The sequence below is a fragment of the Streptomyces sp. NPDC021562 genome (genome assembly GCF_040640875.1).
In the GTDB taxonomy this organism is placed as follows: Bacteria; Actinomycetota; Actinomycetes; order Streptomycetales; family Streptomycetaceae; genus Streptomyces.
This window is the reverse complement of record NZ_JBFACN010000008.1, coordinates 199,540-215,887: the sequence shown is the minus strand read 5'-3', so window position 1 is coordinate 215,887 and position 16,348 is coordinate 199,540. Positions and strand designations below refer to the sequence as shown.

Sequence of the window (16,348 nt, the reverse complement as noted above, 5' to 3'; positions counted from 1 at the left end):
TTTCTCCCGACCGGGTCGGGTGGTGGGTGGGCGAGGGCCCGGGGGTCCAGGGGGCGGAGCCCCCTGGGTCGGTTCGGCTACTGCAGGTTCCACTTCTGGTTGGCGGCGCCCGTGCACGACCAGATCTGCGCCCTGGCCCCGTTCGCCGACGAGTTGTCCGTGACGTCCAGGCACTTGTTCGCCGCCGTGTTCACCACGTCACCGGTGGACGAGTTGTACGACCACTGCTGCGCCCCGGTCCCGTTGCAGTCGTACAACTGCACCTTCGCGCCGTCCGCCGTCGACGCCGACGTCACGTCGAGGCACTTCCCGAGCGCCCGGATCGACCCGTCGGACTGCACGGTCCACTGCTGGGCGGTGGAGCCGTTGCAGTCGTAGAGCTGGACGGCCGTGCCGTTCGCGGTCGAACCGCCCGCCACGTCCAGGCACTTGCCCGCGAGCCCCACGAACGCGCCGGTCCGGCCGCCGCCGCCCGACTGGGTGCCGGACCAGGTGAAGGTCGCCGAGGTCTTGCCGGGGAGCGCGTAGGTGGCGTGCTGCGAGCCCCAGTTGATGGTCACCGTCTGCGCGCTCGACGAGTCGTTGTAGGCGATCAGCGCCTTCGAGCCGTCGGGGTTGCGCCAGGCCACGTTCGGCACGGTGGTGGACGCGGTGGAGGCGATCCGCTGCGCGCCGGGCCGGACGAACTTGGTCAGGTGGCCCATGTCGTAGTACTCGACGGTGTAGTCGACCGTGCCGCTCGCGCCGTCCCCGTTGTGCACGGTGACCAGACCCGTGCAGGTGCCGCAGCCGCCGTTGTGCGGGCCCATGTTCTGGTCCACGGCCAGCGACCACTTCGTCACCGACTTCGCCCAGTTGCGGGTGTAGTCGATGATGTTGGACATGTCCTCCTTCTGCTGGTTCGCGATCCAGGTGCCGCCGGAGTGCTCGGTGCCGAAGGCGTCCAGTGTCGGGTACTGGTTGTGCACGGTGGTCTGCTCGGAGACGTCACCGCCGTAGCCGTGCCAGGCGATCCCGCCGAAGTTCGGGTGGTTGCGGATCGTCGAGTCGTTGACCAGGGCGGCCGCGTACGAGTCGTACACGTCCCAGTTCCAGTCGTGCGCGAGGACCTTGGTGGACAGCCCGGCCGACTGGAGCTGCGGCAGCAGGTCGTTCTTGAGGAAGTACTGCAGCCCGGAGGCGTTCCAGCTCATCGACGGGTAGCCGGAACAGCAGGTCGGCTCGTTCTGCGGGGTCACGTAGGAGACCTTCACGCCCTGCGCCTGGTACGCCTGGAGGTACTTCACGAAGTACGCGGCGTAGGCGGCGTAGTCCTCCGCCTTGAGCCAGCCCCCGTTGAGCGAGCCGCTGTCCTTCATCCAGGCCGGCGCCGTCCATGGCGAGGCCATGACAGTCAGGGAGGGGTTCAGCTGGAGCGCCTGCCTGGTGAGCGGCACGACGTCCGCGAGGTCGTGCGAGATCGAGAAGCTGTTGAGGTTCGGGTCGGTCCGCCCGGCGGGTACGTCGTCGTACGTGTACCCGTACCGTGCCAGGTCCGAGGCGCCCATCGGATTGCGCAGGAAGGACAGTCCGATGCCGTCCGTGGGGGAGAACAGCTTCTTCATGGTGGCGTCCCGGGTGGCCTGGGACAGCGCCCCGCTGCTGTTCATCAGCCAGGCCGCGGTGTCCGTGAAGGACGCGCCGCCGCCGGTGAAGGTCTGGTACCGGGTGTTCTCGTCGACGGTGATGTTCGTGCCGCCGCCCCCGGTCCCGGCGGAGAAGGCGAACGGCGTCTGTGCCTGGAGCCCGCGGGTGACATGGCGTCCGGCGGAGTCGTCGGTGGTGGTGAGGTACGCGGTGACCTGCTCGCCGGCCGCGTGCGCGGGGGGCGCGAAGACGCTGAAGCCGGCCGCGGTGAGCAGTCCGGCCAGCAGCAGGCGCAGGGTGTGGGGGGTTCTTCTCATGGGCACATCGCCCTTCCTGACGGGACGTCTTGACGGGTGCGCGAGCCGTTAGTTAACTCACGGCGTGATCTAAGCCATGAGTGAACTGTGAGAGCCCCGAGTGAACCAGAGAGTCGAGGGAAGGTCCATGCCAAGAGCCGCCCTGCTCGTCTCCACCGCACTGCTCGCCGCCCTGATCCCCCTGTCCGCCGCCAGTGCCGCCGACGACCCGGCCCCCACCCCCGTCGACCGCTTCGAGGGCGAGGTCCCCTTCGCCTCCCAGCCCGCCGAGGGCATCTTCACCTGGGGAGGCGACAGCGACGACCCGCCCGCCCTCCGGTTCGCCGACCGCGCCGACGCCCCCGAGGGAGCCAAGGTCCTCGCCGGGACCTACGACATCAGCGGCTACGGCGGCTTCACCCACGACTTCGCCGCCACCGAGCCCGCCCACGACTGGTCCGCCCACAAGGGCATCCGCTTCTGGTGGGACGGCCAGGACAACGGCAAGAAGATCGCCTTCGAGATCAAGGACGGCGGGGCCAACGGCGAGGCCTCCGAGCTGTGGACGACGTCCTTCACCGACGACTTCACCGGCTGGAAGCAGATCGAGATACCGTTCACCGACTTCGTCTACCGGACCGACTACCAGCCGGTCGGCGGCATCGACCACGTCCTCGGCCTGACCCGGATGTGGGGCTACGCGGTCACCCTCCCCGTCGGGATCAAGGGCCGGTTCGCCATGGACGACGTGGAGCTCTACGGCAAGGCCGACCAGGCGCTGCGCGCGTCGGTCACCACGGACGCCGCCGTCTACCCGGTGAAGGAGGGCTCCACGGCGACCGTGAAGGTCACCGTCGCCACCACCGGCTCCGCCCCGATCGACGACCCGGTCACCGTGGCGTACGAGACGACGGGTGGGACCGCCGAGCCCGGCAAGGACTACAAGGCGGTCTCCGGCACGGTCACCTTCCCGGCGGGCACGGCCTCCGGGGCCACCCGGACCATCAAGGTGCCGACGCTGAAGGGCCGCTCGGCCGAGTCGGCCGAGACCGTCCCGCTGAAGCTCACGGTCACCGGCGCCAAGGCCCCCGCCGAGACCCCGCAGGTCGTCATCGACGCGCACGGACTGCCGTACCTGGACAGCAGGTTGCCCGTGCGCAAGCGGGTCGCCGACCTCCTCTCCCGGATGTCCCTGGAGGAGAAGGTCGGCCAGATGACCCAGGCCGAGCGCGGAGCCGTGGGCACCGGCGGTGACGTCGCCGCCTACGACCTCGGCTCGCTGCTCTCCGGCGGCGGCTCGACCCCCACGCCCAACACGGCCGCGGCCTGGGCGCGGATGATCGACGACTTCCAGCTCCAAGCGCAGGCCACCCGGTTCCAGATCCCGCTCCTCTACGGCGCCGACGCCGTCCACGGCCACAACAACCTGGCCGGTGCCACGATCTTCCCGCACAACATCGGCATCGGCGCCACCCGCGACCCCGCACTCGCCGAGCAGGCCGGTGCGGTCACCGCCTCCGAGGTCCGGGCCTCCGGCGTCTCCTGGGACTTCGCCCCCTGCCTCTGCGTCAGCCGTGACGAACGCTGGGGCCGCTCCTACGAGTCCTTCGGCGAGGACCCGGCGCTCGTACAGTCCATGGAGACCGTCATCCAGGGCCTCCAGGGGCGCGCGGACGGCCGTGACCTGAAGGACGACGACAAGGTCCTGGCCACCGCCAAGCACTTCGTCGGCGACGGCGGCACCGCCTACGGCTCCTCCACGACCGGCACGTACACCATCGACCAGGGCGTCACCACGGTCACCCGGCAGCAGCTGGAGGCCATCCACCTGGCGCCGTTCCGGACGGCCGTGGACCGGGGCGTCGGCACGGTCATGCCGTCGTACTCCTCGCTGGAGATCGTCGGCGACGGCCGGGGCCCGGTGAAGATGCACGCCCGCGCCGACATGATCACCGGGGTGCTCAAGGGCCGGATGGGCTTCCAGGGCTTCGTGATCAGCGACTGGAACGCCATCGACCAGCTTCCCGGCGACTACGCCTCCCACGTCAGCACCGCCGTCAACGCGGGCGTCGACATGATGATGGTGCCCTACAGCTACCAGGACTTCACGAAGACCCTGATCGACCAGGTGAAGGCCGGCACCGTCAGCGAGCAGCGCATCGACGACGCGGTGTCCCGCATCCTCACCCAGAAGTTCAGGCTGGGCCTCTTCGAGCACCCGTACGCCGACACGGGCAACGCCTCGAAGATCGGCTCCGCCAGGCACCGGGCCGTCGCCCGCGAGGCGGCCGCCGAGTCGCAGGTGCTGCTGAAGAACTCCGACGGCGTCCTGCCCCTGAAGAAGTCGCAGAAGGTGTACGTCGCCGGCTCCAACGCCGACGACCTCGGCAATCAGACCGGCGGCTGGACCATCACCTGGCAGGGCCAGTCCGGCACCCACACCACCGGCACCACCATCCTCCAGGGCATGAAGAACGCCGGGGGAGACGTCACTTACTCCAAGGACGCCTCGGCACCCACCTCCGGCTACGACGTGGGCGTGGTCGTCGTCGGCGAGACCCCCTACGCCGAGGGTGTCGGCGACGTCGGCAACGGCCACGACCTCGCCCTGTCCGCCGCCGACCGGGCCGCCGTGGACAAGGTGTGCGCGGCCATGAAGTGCGCGGTGCTGGTCGTCTCCGGGCGCCCGCAGCTCGTCGGCGACCGGCTCGGCGAGATCGACGCCCTGGTGGCGTCCTGGCTGCCGGGCACCGAGGGCGACGGCGTGGCCGACGTGCTCTACGGGAGGAAGGCCTTCACCGGTCAGCTCCCGGTCACCTGGCCGAAGGCGGAGGCGCAGCTGCCGATCAACGTCGGCGACGCCTCGTACGACCCGCAGTACCCGTACGGCTGGGGCCTGACCACACTGACCAAGGCGCCCCAGGGCGGTGAGGCCACCCTGAGGGCGCTCGGCGCGGCGGCGAGGGCCGCCGAGCGCTCGGGCTCCGGACCGGCGGGCCGGAAGGCGGTCACCCAGGCCCGGCTGCTGGTCCAGGCGAAGATCGGGCAGGCCGTCACGGCGGCCGTCTCGAAGCCCTTCGCCGACGCCGACCACCTGCTGCTGACCGGCAGGTACGCGGCGGCGGTGGAGAAGCTGACGGAGGCCTACCGAGCGGCCTAGGAGGACAGCGCTCCAGGGAGGCTTCGGGGTAGTTTCGAACCATGAACGCGGTGCGACAGACCACCCGAAGCCTCCCGGGGCTGCTGTTCCTGGCCCTTGCGCTGGCGCTGGTCGCCCTGGCCGCGCCCGTCCCACGGGCGAGCGCGGCCACCGGCGTCTCGGCGGTCGCCGACGCCCTGCGCAAGAACCCGGTGTACGTCGACCCGGCGGCCGCCGCCCAGCTCTCCACGGCCGACGCCGACGCGCTGGCCCGGCAGATCAAGGACGCGGACAAACCGCTGTTCGTCGCCGTCCTGCCCGCCGGTTACCCCACCAAGGACCTCTTCACGAACCTGCGCACCGCCACCGGCGTCACCGGCCTCTACGCCGTCCGCCTCGGCGACCGCTTCGACGCCCGCGCCGACTCCTCGGTCCTGCCCAGGACGGCCGTGCGGAACCTGGTCACCAGCGTCCAGGGCGAGAGCGCCAAGGCCCAGCTGACCGACTTCACCGACCGCGCCCTGACCGACATGGGCGGCAAGGCCCCCGCGAGCTGGGGCGGCGGCAGCACCGGCGGCTCCGGAGTCTCCAGTACGGCGCTGATCGCGCTCGGCGCCGTGGTCGTGGCCGGCGGGGCGGGCGCGTACGCGCTGGTCCGCCGGGGCCGCCGGCGCCACGAGCAGGAGCAGCGGGCCGCGCTGGACCGGCTCCGGGTGGTCGTGGACGAGGACATCACCGCGTTCGGCGAGGAACTGGACCGGCTCGACTTCCACCCGGCCGAGTCCGGCGCGGACGACGCGATGCGGGCCGACTACGAGCGGGCGCTGAACGCCTACGACCAGGCGAAGGCGGCGATGGCCGACGCCCGGCGGCCGGAGGACGTCCGCGCGGTCACCGAGGCCCTGGAGGACGGCCGGTTCTCGCTCGCCCAGCTTGCCGCCCGCCGGACCGGAACCCCGCTCCCGGAGCGCCGCCCGCCGTGCTTCTTCGACCCCCGGCACGGCCCTTCGGTCACGGACGCCACCTGGACCCCGCCCGGCGGCGCGCCCCGTGACGTACCGGTCTGCGCGGCCGACGCCGCCCGGCTGGCCGACGGCCGGGACCCGGTGGTCCGCCAGGTCGACACCGACCTGGGCCGCCGCCCCTACTGGGACGCGGGCCCGGCCTACGGTCCCTGGGCGGGCGGCTACTTCGGCGGCGGCATCCTGCCCGGCCTGCTCATCGGCACCGCCCTGGGCGGCTGGATGTCCGCGCCCGCCTACGCGGCCGACTACGGCACCGGCTACGGCGACTTCGGCGGCTTCGACACCGGTGGCTACCAGGGTGGCGACGTCTCGGGCGCGAACTTCGACCCCGGGGACTTCGGCGACTTCGGCGGAGGCGGCGGCGACTTCGGGGGCGGCGGAGGAGGGGACAGCGGGGACTTCGGCGGAGGCTTCTGACCGGGCTCGGGCCCGTCTCCGGTCCGGTCCGGCCCTGTCCTGTCCTACTCGAGATCCCCCAGCCGCTCCATCACCGAGGCGGCGAGCAGCAGCACCCCCCGCTCGGTCTCGCCGAGGGTGTGCAACGCCTCGGCGAGCCAGGCGTCCCGTTGTGCCATGTCGGCCTCCAGCGCCCGCCGGCCGTCCTCGGTGAGGCTCAGCAGGGACTGCCGCCGGTCGACGGTCCCCGGCTCCCGCCTGAGCAGCCCCTCCGCCTCCAGTTCGGCGAAGACCCGGGTGAGCGACTGCGGCCGCTGCCGTTCGGCCGCCGCGATCTCACCGGGTGTCGCACGGCCGTGCCGGTGCAGGTGGCCGAGGACGACGAGCTGATTGGAGCTGAGGCTCCCGTCCCCGCGTTCCCGCCGGAGCCGACGGCTGAGCCGGATCAGGGCACGGCGGATGCGGGCGGCGTCGGACAGGGCGTGATCGTCGGGGAGGGCATGATCCATACGGAATATAGTAAGCGAACGCTGATGACCTAGGCGTCTCGAACCACGTATCCTCCTCGGAGTGACCGCAAAACTGATACGCAATGCGTACGAAGCGGCGCTGACGATGACCGCAGTCCTGCTGTGCTGGTCCACGGCCCTGCTGCTGGAGCACTTGGCCGGGCTGCACACCGACGTCCTCGTCCTCGCGTGCGCCCTGCCCCTGACCCTCGCCGGCAGCCAGCGCACCGCGGACACCCGGCGTCGGCTCACCGCGCTGGTGCTGCTGCCGGTGACGGCGGGCGCGTCGATCTTCGTCGGCCGTCTGATCGCGTCCCACTACCCGATCGGCGCCGCCGTCTACACGGCCGGCATGGCGCTGGCCATCTGGATCCGCCGCTACGGTCCCGCCGCGACCAAGGCCGGCACCCTGATCGCCCTCCCCCTGGTCGCCCTGCTCGTCGTCCCCGGCCCGGCGCTGCCGCCCGAGGCCCAGAGCGAACTGATGACCTGGGGCTGGTCGGCACTGATCGGGGCGCTGGCCTGCGGCGCGGTGTGGCTGGTGCAGGGGCTGGCGGACCGCTTCGGCCCCTGGCGCCCCGACCCGGCCCCCGCTCCACCCGCGCGCCGCTCCCGTCTCCACCCCCGCCCCAGCACCCGTATGGCCCTGCAGATGGCGGCCGGAATCGCCGTCGCCTTCGCCCTGGGCGACCTGCTCTTCGACGACCACTGGCCCTGGGTCGTGCTGACCGCGTACGTCGCCGCGAGCGGCAACCGCGGCCGAACGGACGTACTGCGCAAGGGGATCGAGCGGCTCGTCGGTGCCTGCGTCGGCACCCTCCTGGCGACGGGCGTGGCGGCCCTGGGCATCACGGGCCACACGGCCGTGGCCCTGATGTTCACGGTCCTCGCGATCGCCCTGTGGCTGCGCCCCCTCACCTACGCCTGCTGGGCCGCCGGCATGACCTGCGTCCTCTCCCTCCTCCTCGGCTACTTCGGCCAGAACGCACAGCACCTGCTGCCGGTCCGCCTGGAAGGCATCGCGGTGGGCGCGGTCCTGTCGGTGGCGTCGGCCTGGTGGCTGCTGCCGGTACGGAAACGAACCGCCCCCGGCACACCGCGGCCGGCCCGCACCTGGAGACGCGCCCAGGCGTGACGCAGCCCGGCGGCATGCCGGGCGGCGTGCAGTTCGCGAGGTGACGCCGTGCCGGTCCGGGCGTCAGCGGCCGCTCCGTGGCCGCGACCTGCGTGCCGTGCGGAACACCAGCGTGCCGCCCGCCACCAGCAGGACGGCCATGGCCGCCCGTAGCAGGACCCCGTCCGCGCCCGTGGCGGCGAGCCCGCCGCCGGCCGCCGTCCCGCTCCCGGTTCCCGTGCCGGAGCCGGACGGGCCCGCGGTGGCCGTGGCCGACGGGGACGCGGGGGTGCTGGGCGACGGGCTGGACGGCGCCGAGCCGGTGGCCCGCACCGTGATCGCCGCGGTGTCGTTCGCCGCGTCGTCGTCACGGTTGGGGTATGCGGGATTCGCCACCGCCCGCACGCTGCCCTGCGCGCCGGGGACGACCCGGTCGATCCGCACCCTGAACTCCTGGGTCACGGAGTCGCCGGGACGGAAGTCCGTGCTGCCGATGTCGCAGGTGTAGCTCTTCGCGCCGGCCTTCCGCGGTGTGCAGTTCCACAGCGGCCCGGGGTCGCCCTGCTCGCCGGGGCCGGGGGCGCCGGTGATGGTGGTGCCGGCGGGCGGGGTCACCACGAAGGTGCCGGAGTTGTCGGCGTCCGTCCACTGGAAGCCCATCCGGCCCGGCCCGGTGTTCCGCACGCCCACGGTGATGCTCACCGTCTCGCCGACCTTGCCCTCGACCGTGGCACCGAGCGCCTGGTAGTCGGCGTGCTGGGTGGTGGCGAAGGTGCCGTACCCGGAGCCGGTGAAGCCGGAGCCTGCGGCGACGGACCTCAGGCCGAGCGGCGCGCCGGTGCCCGTCCTGGGGAAGTCGGACGGGTCGAAGGAGTCGGGCGCGGTGCCGCCGACCGGCCACACCACGTAGGTGTTGTAGCCGTACATGGTGTCCGCGGCGGCGGTGTAGCGCAGCGGCGTGTCCGTCTCGTAGGCCGAGCCGGGCGCGACCGGGGTGTCGAACCGGCACCAGGCGCCGACGTCGGGCGAGTCCGAGTAGTGGCAGTTGGAGTGGGCGCGGGCGAGGGAGACGCCGTCGGAGTCCTGCACCAGCAGCATGACGCCCTTGTCGGCGGGGGCGGCGCCGGTGTCGGCGAAGGCCGGGGTGCGCTCGAAGACGGCGCCGGGGGCGATGCCCGTCAGCGCCGGGTAGGGCCGGGTGACGAGCTTCGGGCCGCCGACCAGGACGTTCGTCCTCCCCGTCACGGTGGGCGCGTCGGAGGCGGTGGCGGTGTAGGCGATGGCACCGGTGTCGCCCGCCTTGGCGGCAGCGGTGGGCTTCAGGAAGAAGGGGTCGATCGACTCCCCGCCCGACAGCGGGCCCACGTCGCACCTCACCTTGAGGGCGCCGGTGCTCACGCAGTCCCCCGTGACCTCCATGGTCGCCTTCCCGGCGAGGGACGACGCGTCGACCACGACCGAGACGCCGTGGGCGTCCCCGCCCGAGGCGGTGATACCGAGGTTCAGGTTCGGGCCCTCGCCCTCGGTGGGGAGGTAGTAGTTCTGCTGGGCGTCCAGGACGAGCGTCGTCCCGGCGGCGTGCGCGGCCGGGGTCACGAACGCCAGGAGGGCAGTCGCGCATGCGGCGGCGGCTGCCGTCCGCCATGTTGTTCCACGTAGTGTCAGCACAGTACGTGGACACGCCAAGGCCGCGAAAGGTTGCGCGCGGGCGTCCGCCGGCCGAAGAACAGGTGCTGGTCCGGTGCGACTAGGTGTCGAGGAACTCGGGGACGAAGATGTCGCGGCTGGTCAGCAGGTGCTGGGAGAGGCCCTGTTCGTGGTGGTAGCGCAGGAAGGTGTCGACCGCCTTGCGGTTCGCGCGCAGGCCGTAGGGCCACCAGTCCTCGCCGAGCAGGCTGCGGTTGCGTTCGAACAGGCTGCTGAACCAGGGGGTCACCAGGCTCATGTGCTGCTTGGTGGCGTCCTCGACGTACCTGCGTTCGGCCAGTTCCTTGGCCTTGACGAAGGCGCGGTAGACCGAGCGCAGCTCCTCGGTACGGTGCACCAGGTCCCTGCGGACCGCGACGATGTGCATCGGGGGGAAGATCCCGGTGCGCCGGTAGTAGTCGCGCTCGACGTTCTCGTAGTCGGGGAAGAGCCGGGCGATCTTCGCCGACCCCCGCAGCATGGCCTGCGGCACGTCGACCGAGATGAGCGCGTCGATCTCTCCGGACTCGAGCATGGCGCCGAGGGTCCGGCCGTCGTCGGCGTGCCGCACGTGCACGCCGTCCGGCACCGGCTGCGGGAGCCAGTCGAAGGCGGGGACGGGATGGTTGGTGCCGCCGATGACCCAGCGGCACTGGTCGACGGTCACGCCGAACTCGTCCGACAGGATGCCTTTGGGCCAGACGCCTGCGTCGTGTCCGAAGAGCGCGAACTCGCCGAGGGTCTTGCCGGCGAGGTCCTGCGGCTTCTCGATCCCCGCCTCGGTGTTCACGAAGACGGCGGAGTGCCGGAAGTTGCGGTTCGGGAAGACGGGCAGCGCCATGAACGGCGCGTCGTCCAGGTCGAAGGTCCGCAGAAAGTAGGTCAGGCCGAGTTCCGCCACGTCGTAGCGGCCTTCGAGCATGTGCCGGAAGAGGTCCGAGACCAGGGGCTCCGTCTCCAGGGTGGCGTTCACCCCGTCGATCGTCACGCGGCCGTCGAAGAGCGCCTCGGTGTGCTCGTACCGGTACGTGCCGATGGTCAGGTCGCCGCTCATCGAGATCCTCACTTCCGTGAATGCCCTTTCATTTTTACGATGGTGCCCGATGGCGTTCCGTGTCAAGATGAATGCTCATTCACTTCGAGGAGGTCGGCGATGCCGCGCATCACGCCCGAGCGTCGGGAAGCCAAGCGTGCGGAGATCGTGGCGGCAGCACGCCGGTGTTTCGCGCGGGGCGGCTTCCATGCGACCTCGATGCCGGACATCGCGGCCGCGGCCGGTGTTTCCGCGGGTGCTCCCTATCGCTACTTCGCGAGCAAGGAGGAGATCATCCTGGCCATCGCCGCGGACGCCTTCCGGCTGATCTTCGAGCCGATGGAGCGGGTGGCCGTGGCGGCTGACGCCCCTTCCCTGGGCGACCTGCTGGCCGCCTCCCTCCAGGCCCTGAGTGCCGAGACGGTCACGGACGCCGCGGGGCAGGTGGTGCCGGTCGAGGAACTGCTGCAGTGCGTCGTGCAGACCTGGTCGGAACTGCTGCGCAACGACGGCGTGCACGCCCGCGCCCTGGAGGGCTTCGAAAGGGTCCGCGGCAGCATCGCCGCCGCCCTGCGCCGCGGACAGGCGGCGGGCGTCGTCCACACCGTGGAGCCGGAGAGCGGCGCACGGGTGCTGGTCGGTCTGCTGCACGGATTCCTGCTGCAGCGGGTGGCCTTCGGCTTGACCGACACGGCGGGATTCAACGACGCCGTCCGGGGGATGTTCGACGGAGCCGGGCGCCCGGGAACCGCCTCGCGGTGAGCGTTCCCCGGATCGGGCGGCAGGCCCGCCGCACACGCGGATGCGGCGCCGCCGCATCCGGCGGCGCCTCGATGACCGAGCGCCCGCCCTGCCGCGGTAAGCGGAGGACGTGCGCCGCGGAAGGTCACGCGTTCTTGATCGCCGAGATGTCGAAGTTCAGCTTGATCTTGTCGGAGACCAGGACACCACCGGTCTCCAGCGCCGCGTTCCACGTCACGCCCCAGTCGGAGCGCTTGATCTCGGCCTTGCCCTCGAATCCGACGCGCTCGTTGCCGAACGGGTCCTTGGCGGCGCCGTTGAACTCCAGGTCGATGGTGACCGGCTTGGTGACACCGAGGATCGTGAGGTCGCCGGTGATGCGGTAGTCCTCGTCGCCGAGGGCCTCCGCCTTGGTGGAGCGGAAGGTCATCGTCGGGAACTCGTCCGTCTTGAAGAAGTCCGCCGACTTCAGGTGGCCGTCACGGTCGGGGCTGCCCGTGGTGATGCTGGCCATCTGGATGTCGAGGGAGGCCGTGGACTTCGAGGGGTCCTCGCCGTCCAGGTGCAGCGTGCCCTCGAAGTCCTGGAAGCTGCCCTTGACGTTGGTGACCATCGCGTGGCGGGCCACGAAGCCGAGCGTGCTGTGGGCCGGGTCGATCGTGTAGTCGCCGGTGAGGGCGGCGAGGTCGGCGGCCGGGGCGGTGTCGGCGTCGTCGTTCTTGCGGCCGAAGATGCTCATGGGTGCTCCTTTGGGGGACGGGTCCCGTTGATGTTTAACATTCAACGAACTCAACGACGCTCACCGTAGACCTATTCCGTGCGACCTTCAACATCATCGGATCGCGTGTCGTACTCCTCACGCAACGTAATGCGTTGGATGCCGTACGGTGGGGATGCAGGCCGCCGTCCGAGGGGCTCCGTCACTCCCCGGGTGGTATGGGGCGTGCCGGAATGTGAGGCGGCTCTCGGCCGCCCCCTTTGTGTCACCCCTACAACGGCGACGCCCTCTGAACAGTCGGAACGGCTGCATGTCGGTCAGGTTCTGTTCGGTGCTTCCAGGAAAACGCGCCGGAGACTGTACGGAGTCGACGTCACGCATTCCTTGGTGTCCTTCGTAAGGTCACTACATGACCGTTTTGGAAGAGACGACGGGCGAGCCCACCGGCGAACCGACGGACGCGCGCGGGCGGGTCGCCGAGCTGCACGAGATCCGTGCGGTGGCCGTGGCCGGGCCCAGCGAGAAGGCGACCGAGGCGCAGCACGCCAAGGGCAAGCTGACGGCCCGGGAGCGCATCGAGCTGCTCCTCGACCCGGGTTCCTTCCAGGAGGTCGAGCAGCTGCGCCGGCACCGCGCCGTCGGATTCGGCCTGGAGGCCAAGAAGCCCTACACCGACGGTGTGATCACCGGCTGGGGCACCGTCGACGGCCGTACGGTCTTCGTCTACGCCCACGACTTCCGGATCTTCGGCGGCGCGCTGGGCGAGGCCCACGCCACCAAGATCCACAAGATCATGGACATGGCCATCGCGGCCGGCGCACCCCTGGTCTCCCTCAACGACGGCGCGGGCGCCCGTATCCAGGAGGGCGTCTCCGCCCTCGCCGGCTACGGCGGCATCTTCCAGCGCAACACGAAGGCCTCGGGTGTCATCCCGCAGATCTCCGTGATGCTCGGCCCGTGCGCGGGCGGCGCGGCCTACAGCCCCGCCCTCACCGACTTCGTCTTCATGGTCCGCGAGACCTCGCAGATGTTCATCACCGGGCCGGACGTCGTCAAGGCGGTCACCGGCGAGGAGATCACCCAGAACGGCCTCGGCGGCGCCGACGTCCACGCGGAGACCTCCGGCGTCTGCCACTTCGCGTACGACGACGAGGAGACCTGCATCGCCGAGGTGCGGTACCTCCTCTCCCTGCTCCCGCAGAACAACCGCGAGAACCCGCCGCGCGCCGAGTCCACGGACCCGGTCGACCGCCGCTCCGACGTCCTCCTCGACCTGGTCCCGGCGGACGGCAACCGGCCGTACGACATGGCCAAGGTCATCGAGGAGATCGTCGACGACGGCGAGTACCTGGAGGTCCACGAGCGCTGGGCGCGGAACATCATCTGCGCGCTGGCCCGGATCGACGGCCAGGTGGTGGGCATCGTCGCCAACCAGCCGCAGGTGCTGGCGGGCGTCCTGGACATCGAGGCGAGCGAAAAAGCTGCGCGCTTTGTCCAGATGTGTGACGCTTTCAATGTTCCGATCGTCACCTTCCTGGACGTCCCGGGCTTCCTCCCCGGTGTCGACCAGGAGCACGGCGGGATCATCCGGCACGGCGCGAAGCTGCTCTACGCCTACTGCAACGCGACCGTTCCCCGGATCTCCCTGATCCTGCGCAAGGCGTACGGAGGTGCCTACATCGTCATGGACTCCCAGTCGATCGGTGCCGACCTGACGTACGCCTGGCCGACGAACGAGATCGCGGTGATGGGCGCGGAGGGCGCGGCCAACGTGATCTTCCGCCGGCAGATCGCCTCCGCCGAGGACCCCGAGGCCATGCGGCAGAAGATGGTCAAGGAGTACAAGGCCGAGCTCATGCACCCCTACTACGCGGCCGAGCGCGGCCTGGTCGACGACGTCATCGACCCGGCCGAGACCCGCGAGGTGCTCGCCAGGTCGCTGGCGATGCTGCACACCAAGCACGCCGACCTGCCGTCCCGTAAGCACGGCAACCCCCCGCAGTAATCCTGCGGAAACCTCTCTCACGGAGACTGACACCCATGAACGTGCCTGACATCCGCGTCGAGAAGGGCAACGCCGACCCGGAGGAAGTCGCCGCCATCACGGCGGTCCTCCTGGCCCGCGCGGCCGCCCGGCCGACCGCCGACACCGAGCAGACCCACCGAGGCCGCGCCAAGGCGGGCTGGCGCCGCCTGGAGCGCGAGAACGGCTTCCGCGCCCCGCACAGCTGGCACGGCTAACAGCACGTATCACGTAAAGAGAAGGGCCCCTCTCGAACGAGAGGGGCCCTTCTCTTTACGTGTGCGCCGGGGGAAACGGACGCGCCCCCGAAGGGGCGCGGGAAACTGCGCGACAAGCCACGGACTGCCCGCAGTCGGCGAGCGGCCAGCCGTGGCAGCCCGGCAGCCGAGCCGGAACCTACCGCAGCCGCGCCATGAGCGCGTGCTCGACCAGGGTGATCAGCGCGCTCTTCGCGTCCGCACGATGCCGCGCGTCCGTCGTGATGATCGGCGTGTCCGGACCGATCTGCAGCGCCTCGCGGACCTCTTCCGGGTTGTACGGCTGGTTCCCGTCGAAGCCGTTGAGGGCGATGACGAAGGGCAGGCCGCTGTTCTCGAAGTAGTCCACCGCGGGGAAGCAGTCGGCCAGCCGGCGGGTGTCGACCAGCACGATCGCGCCGATGGCGCCGCGCACCAGGTCGTCCCACATGAACCAGAAGCGGTCCTGGCCGGGCGTGCCGAACAGGTACAGGATCAGGTCCTGGTCCAGGGTGATACGGCCGAAGTCCATGGCGACCGTGGTGGTCGTCTTGTCCCCGGTGTGGGTGAGGTCGTCGATGCCGGCAGACGCGGACGTCATCACGGCCTCTGTGCGCAGCGGATTGATCTCCGAGACGGCGCCGACGAACGTGGTCTTGCCCACGCCGAAGCCGCCCGCCACCACGATCTTCGCGGAGGTGGTGGAGCGGGAAGGACCGCCGCTAGAGCTTGCGAAGTCCACTGAGCACCCTTTCGAGCAGTGTCACGTCTGGCTGGCCGCCGGCGCTCTCGTCGCCGCCGGGCTGATGGATGGCGACCAGGCCCGCCTCCGCCAAGTCGGCGACGAGGATCCTGGCCACGCCGAGTGGGATCGACAGCAGGGCCGAGACCTCGGCCACCGACTTGATCTCCCGGCAGAGGTTGCAGATCCGCTGATGCTCGGGCAGCTGGCCCTGCATCTGGTGCGGCTGCGCGGTGGTGTGCACCAGTGCCTCGATGGCGAGCTGGTACCGCGGGCGGGTCCGGCCACCGGTCATGGCGTACGGACGCACCAAGGGGTTGTTCGAGCCGGAGGCCGGCGCCGCGTCGGGGCGCCGGTGCGGCTGTACCGGCTGGATGCGGGGCGCCGGCGGCTGGTCGTACGGGGACGGACCGGGACCCTGCGGGGCGTACGGCTGCCGGTGGCTCGGCGTGGAGGGGAAGTTGTACCGGTTCGCGGAACCGTCGCCGCCCTGGCCCTGCGCAGGACCGTACGACCAGTTGCCGTGATTCGAACCGCCTGGGGGTGTTGCCACTCTCTCTCCTCCTCCGACCGTGCCGGGCACCCATCCCTGTGGAGCCGCGTCCCGAAACCTTACGGCCCCGAGACGCCAAAACGCACCGTCTGACTATTAGTTGAGAAGGCTTCCCTGGAGTTCCGCACGCAGATCCGGGGTAAGAACCGTGCCCGCGCGGTCCACCAAAAGGGCCATCTCATACCCAATCAGGCCGATGTCGGCCTCCGGGTGGGCCAGGACCGCCAGCGACGACCCATCGGAAATGGACATGATGAACAGGAACCCCCGCTCCATCTCCACAACCGTCTGATTCACGCTGCCGCCCTCGAAGATCCGGGAGGCGCCTGCCGTCAGAGACGTCAGACCGGAGGCGACGGCCGCGAGCTGGTCGGCGCGGTCACGGGGGAAGCCTTCGGACATCGCCAGAAGGAGTCCGTCGGCGGAGACCACCACCGTGTGGGACACCCCCGGGGTGTTGTCCACGAAGTTGGTGATCAACCAGTTCAGGTTCTGTGCCGCCTGGCTCATC

14 protein-coding genes are annotated in these 16,348 nt (G+C 70.7%); 6 read left to right on the top strand and 8 right to left on the bottom strand.

Going from position 1 to position 16,348, the window contains the following annotated elements; translation table 11 throughout:
- Nucleotides 1-77 precede the first annotated feature (77 nt).
- Nucleotides 78-1,943 carry a ricin-type beta-trefoil lectin domain protein gene (locus AB0G52_RS15060; protein ID WP_361336713.1) on the bottom strand — a complete coding sequence of 622 codons (1,866 nt, stop codon included), beginning with the start codon at nucleotides 1,941-1,943 and terminating at the stop codon, nucleotides 78-80.
- A 127-nt stretch (nucleotides 1,944-2,070) separates the two neighbouring features.
- Here AB0G52_RS15060 and AB0G52_RS15055 point away from each other — a divergent pair, with 127 nt between their 5' ends.
- The gene (locus AB0G52_RS15055) at nucleotides 2,071-5,082 is read left to right on the top strand and encodes a glycoside hydrolase family 3 N-terminal domain-containing protein (protein WP_361336711.1); all 3,012 of its coding nucleotides are present in this window, start codon (nucleotides 2,071-2,073) and stop codon (nucleotides 5,080-5,082) included.
- Nucleotides 5,083-5,123: 41 nt separating this feature from the next.
- Entirely contained in the window at nucleotides 5,124-6,503 is a 1,380-nt protein-coding gene (locus tag AB0G52_RS15050; protein ID WP_361336709.1) for a hypothetical protein, read from the top strand.
- A 44-nt stretch (nucleotides 6,504-6,547) separates the two neighbouring features.
- Here AB0G52_RS15050 and AB0G52_RS15045 read toward each other — a convergent pair whose 3' ends face one another.
- Nucleotides 6,548-6,991 carry a MarR family transcriptional regulator gene (locus AB0G52_RS15045; RefSeq protein WP_132889763.1) on the bottom strand — a complete coding sequence of 148 codons (444 nt, stop codon included), beginning with the start codon at nucleotides 6,989-6,991 and terminating at the stop codon, nucleotides 6,548-6,550.
- A gap of 61 nt (nucleotides 6,992-7,052) precedes the next feature.
- Between AB0G52_RS15045 and AB0G52_RS15040 the strand changes: the two genes are divergently transcribed.
- The gene (locus AB0G52_RS15040) at nucleotides 7,053-8,126 is read left to right on the top strand and encodes an FUSC family protein (RefSeq protein ID WP_361336707.1); all 1,074 of its coding nucleotides are present in this window, start codon (nucleotides 7,053-7,055) and stop codon (nucleotides 8,124-8,126) included.
- A gap of 63 nt (nucleotides 8,127-8,189) precedes the next feature.
- Here AB0G52_RS15040 and AB0G52_RS15035 read toward each other — a convergent pair whose 3' ends face one another.
- Together AB0G52_RS15035 and AB0G52_RS15030 are read right to left on the bottom strand one after the other, a co-directional pair.
- Nucleotides 8,190-9,701 carry a hypothetical protein gene (locus tag AB0G52_RS15035; protein ID WP_361336706.1) on the bottom strand — a complete coding sequence of 504 codons (1,512 nt, stop codon included), beginning with the start codon at nucleotides 9,699-9,701 and terminating at the stop codon, nucleotides 8,190-8,192.
- A 151-nt stretch (nucleotides 9,702-9,852) separates the two neighbouring features.
- Entirely contained in the window at nucleotides 9,853-10,845 is a 993-nt protein-coding gene (locus AB0G52_RS15030; RefSeq protein WP_361336704.1) for a 4,5-dihydroxyphthalate decarboxylase, read from the bottom strand.
- Between the two features lie 99 nt (nucleotides 10,846-10,944).
- Between AB0G52_RS15030 and AB0G52_RS15025 the strand changes: the two genes are divergently transcribed.
- Nucleotides 10,945-11,586, top strand: a complete 642-nt coding sequence (locus tag AB0G52_RS15025; RefSeq protein WP_361336702.1) for a helix-turn-helix domain-containing protein — start codon at nucleotides 10,945-10,947, stop codon at nucleotides 11,584-11,586.
- A gap of 124 nt (nucleotides 11,587-11,710) precedes the next feature.
- Here AB0G52_RS15025 and AB0G52_RS15020 read toward each other — a convergent pair whose 3' ends face one another.
- A complete protein-coding gene (locus AB0G52_RS15020) occupies nucleotides 11,711-12,304 on the bottom strand; it encodes a YceI family protein (RefSeq protein WP_132889768.1) in 594 nt (197 codons plus the stop codon).
- Nucleotides 12,305-12,692: 388 nt separating this feature from the next.
- On the opposite strand from AB0G52_RS15020, the gene AB0G52_RS15015 reads away from it, so the two are divergent.
- Together AB0G52_RS15015 and AB0G52_RS15010 are read left to right on the top strand one after the other, a co-directional pair.
- A complete protein-coding gene (locus tag AB0G52_RS15015; RefSeq protein WP_132889769.1) occupies nucleotides 12,693-14,288 on the top strand; it encodes an acyl-CoA carboxylase subunit beta in 1,596 nt (531 codons plus the stop codon).
- A gap of 35 nt (nucleotides 14,289-14,323) precedes the next feature.
- Nucleotides 14,324-14,524 carry an acyl-CoA carboxylase subunit epsilon gene (locus AB0G52_RS15010; RefSeq protein WP_046729245.1) on the top strand — a complete coding sequence of 67 codons (201 nt, stop codon included), beginning with the start codon at nucleotides 14,324-14,326 and terminating at the stop codon, nucleotides 14,522-14,524.
- A 178-nt stretch (nucleotides 14,525-14,702) separates the two neighbouring features.
- On the opposite strand, the gene AB0G52_RS15005 is transcribed toward AB0G52_RS15010, so the two are convergent.
- From AB0G52_RS15005 to AB0G52_RS14995, 3 genes are all read right to left on the bottom strand, one after another.
- A complete protein-coding gene (locus AB0G52_RS15005) occupies nucleotides 14,703-15,284 on the bottom strand; it encodes an ATP/GTP-binding protein (RefSeq protein ID WP_046729246.1) in 582 nt (193 codons plus the stop codon).
- Nucleotides 15,265-15,837, bottom strand: a complete 573-nt coding sequence (locus AB0G52_RS15000; protein ID WP_132889770.1) for a DUF742 domain-containing protein — start codon at nucleotides 15,835-15,837, stop codon at nucleotides 15,265-15,267. The genes AB0G52_RS15005 and AB0G52_RS15000 overlap by 20 nt, the downstream gene beginning before the upstream one ends.
- Nucleotides 15,838-15,933: 96 nt before the next feature.
- Nucleotides 15,934-16,347 (bottom strand): roadblock/LC7 domain-containing protein, encoded by a 414-nt coding sequence (locus AB0G52_RS14995; RefSeq protein WP_004983065.1) that lies wholly within the window; start codon nucleotides 16,345-16,347, stop codon nucleotides 15,934-15,936.
- Nucleotide 16,348 lies beyond the last annotated feature (1 nt).

What these genes read in the sequence shown, in the direction of transcription:
- AB0G52_RS15010 (WP_046729245.1), top strand. Translation starts at nt 14,324, where the DNA reads ATGAACGTGCCTGACATCCGCGTCGAGAAGGGCAACGCCGACCCGGAG.
- AB0G52_RS15050 (WP_361336709.1), top strand. Translation starts at nt 5,124, where the DNA reads ATGAACGCGGTGCGACAGACCACCCGAAGCCTCCCGGGGCTGCTGTTC.
- AB0G52_RS14995 (WP_004983065.1), bottom strand. Translation starts at nt 16,347, where the DNA reads ATGAGCCAGGCGGCACAGAACCTGAACTGGTTGATCACCAACTTCGTG.
- AB0G52_RS15055 (WP_361336711.1), top strand. Translation starts at nt 2,071, where the DNA reads ATGCCAAGAGCCGCCCTGCTCGTCTCCACCGCACTGCTCGCCGCCCTG.
- AB0G52_RS15025 (WP_361336702.1), top strand. Translation starts at nt 10,945, where the DNA reads ATGCCGCGCATCACGCCCGAGCGTCGGGAAGCCAAGCGTGCGGAGATC.
- AB0G52_RS15060 (WP_361336713.1), bottom strand. Translation starts at nt 1,943, where the DNA reads ATGAGAAGAACCCCCCACACCCTGCGCCTGCTGCTGGCCGGACTGCTC.
- AB0G52_RS15020 (WP_132889768.1), bottom strand. Translation starts at nt 12,304, where the DNA reads ATGAGCATCTTCGGCCGCAAGAACGACGACGCCGACACCGCCCCGGCC.
- AB0G52_RS15045 (WP_132889763.1), bottom strand. Translation starts at nt 6,991, where the DNA reads ATGGATCATGCCCTCCCCGACGATCACGCCCTGTCCGACGCCGCCCGC.
- AB0G52_RS15015 (WP_132889769.1), top strand. Translation starts at nt 12,693, where the DNA reads ATGACCGTTTTGGAAGAGACGACGGGCGAGCCCACCGGCGAACCGACG.
- AB0G52_RS15030 (WP_361336704.1), bottom strand. Translation starts at nt 10,845, where the DNA reads ATGAGCGGCGACCTGACCATCGGCACGTACCGGTACGAGCACACCGAG.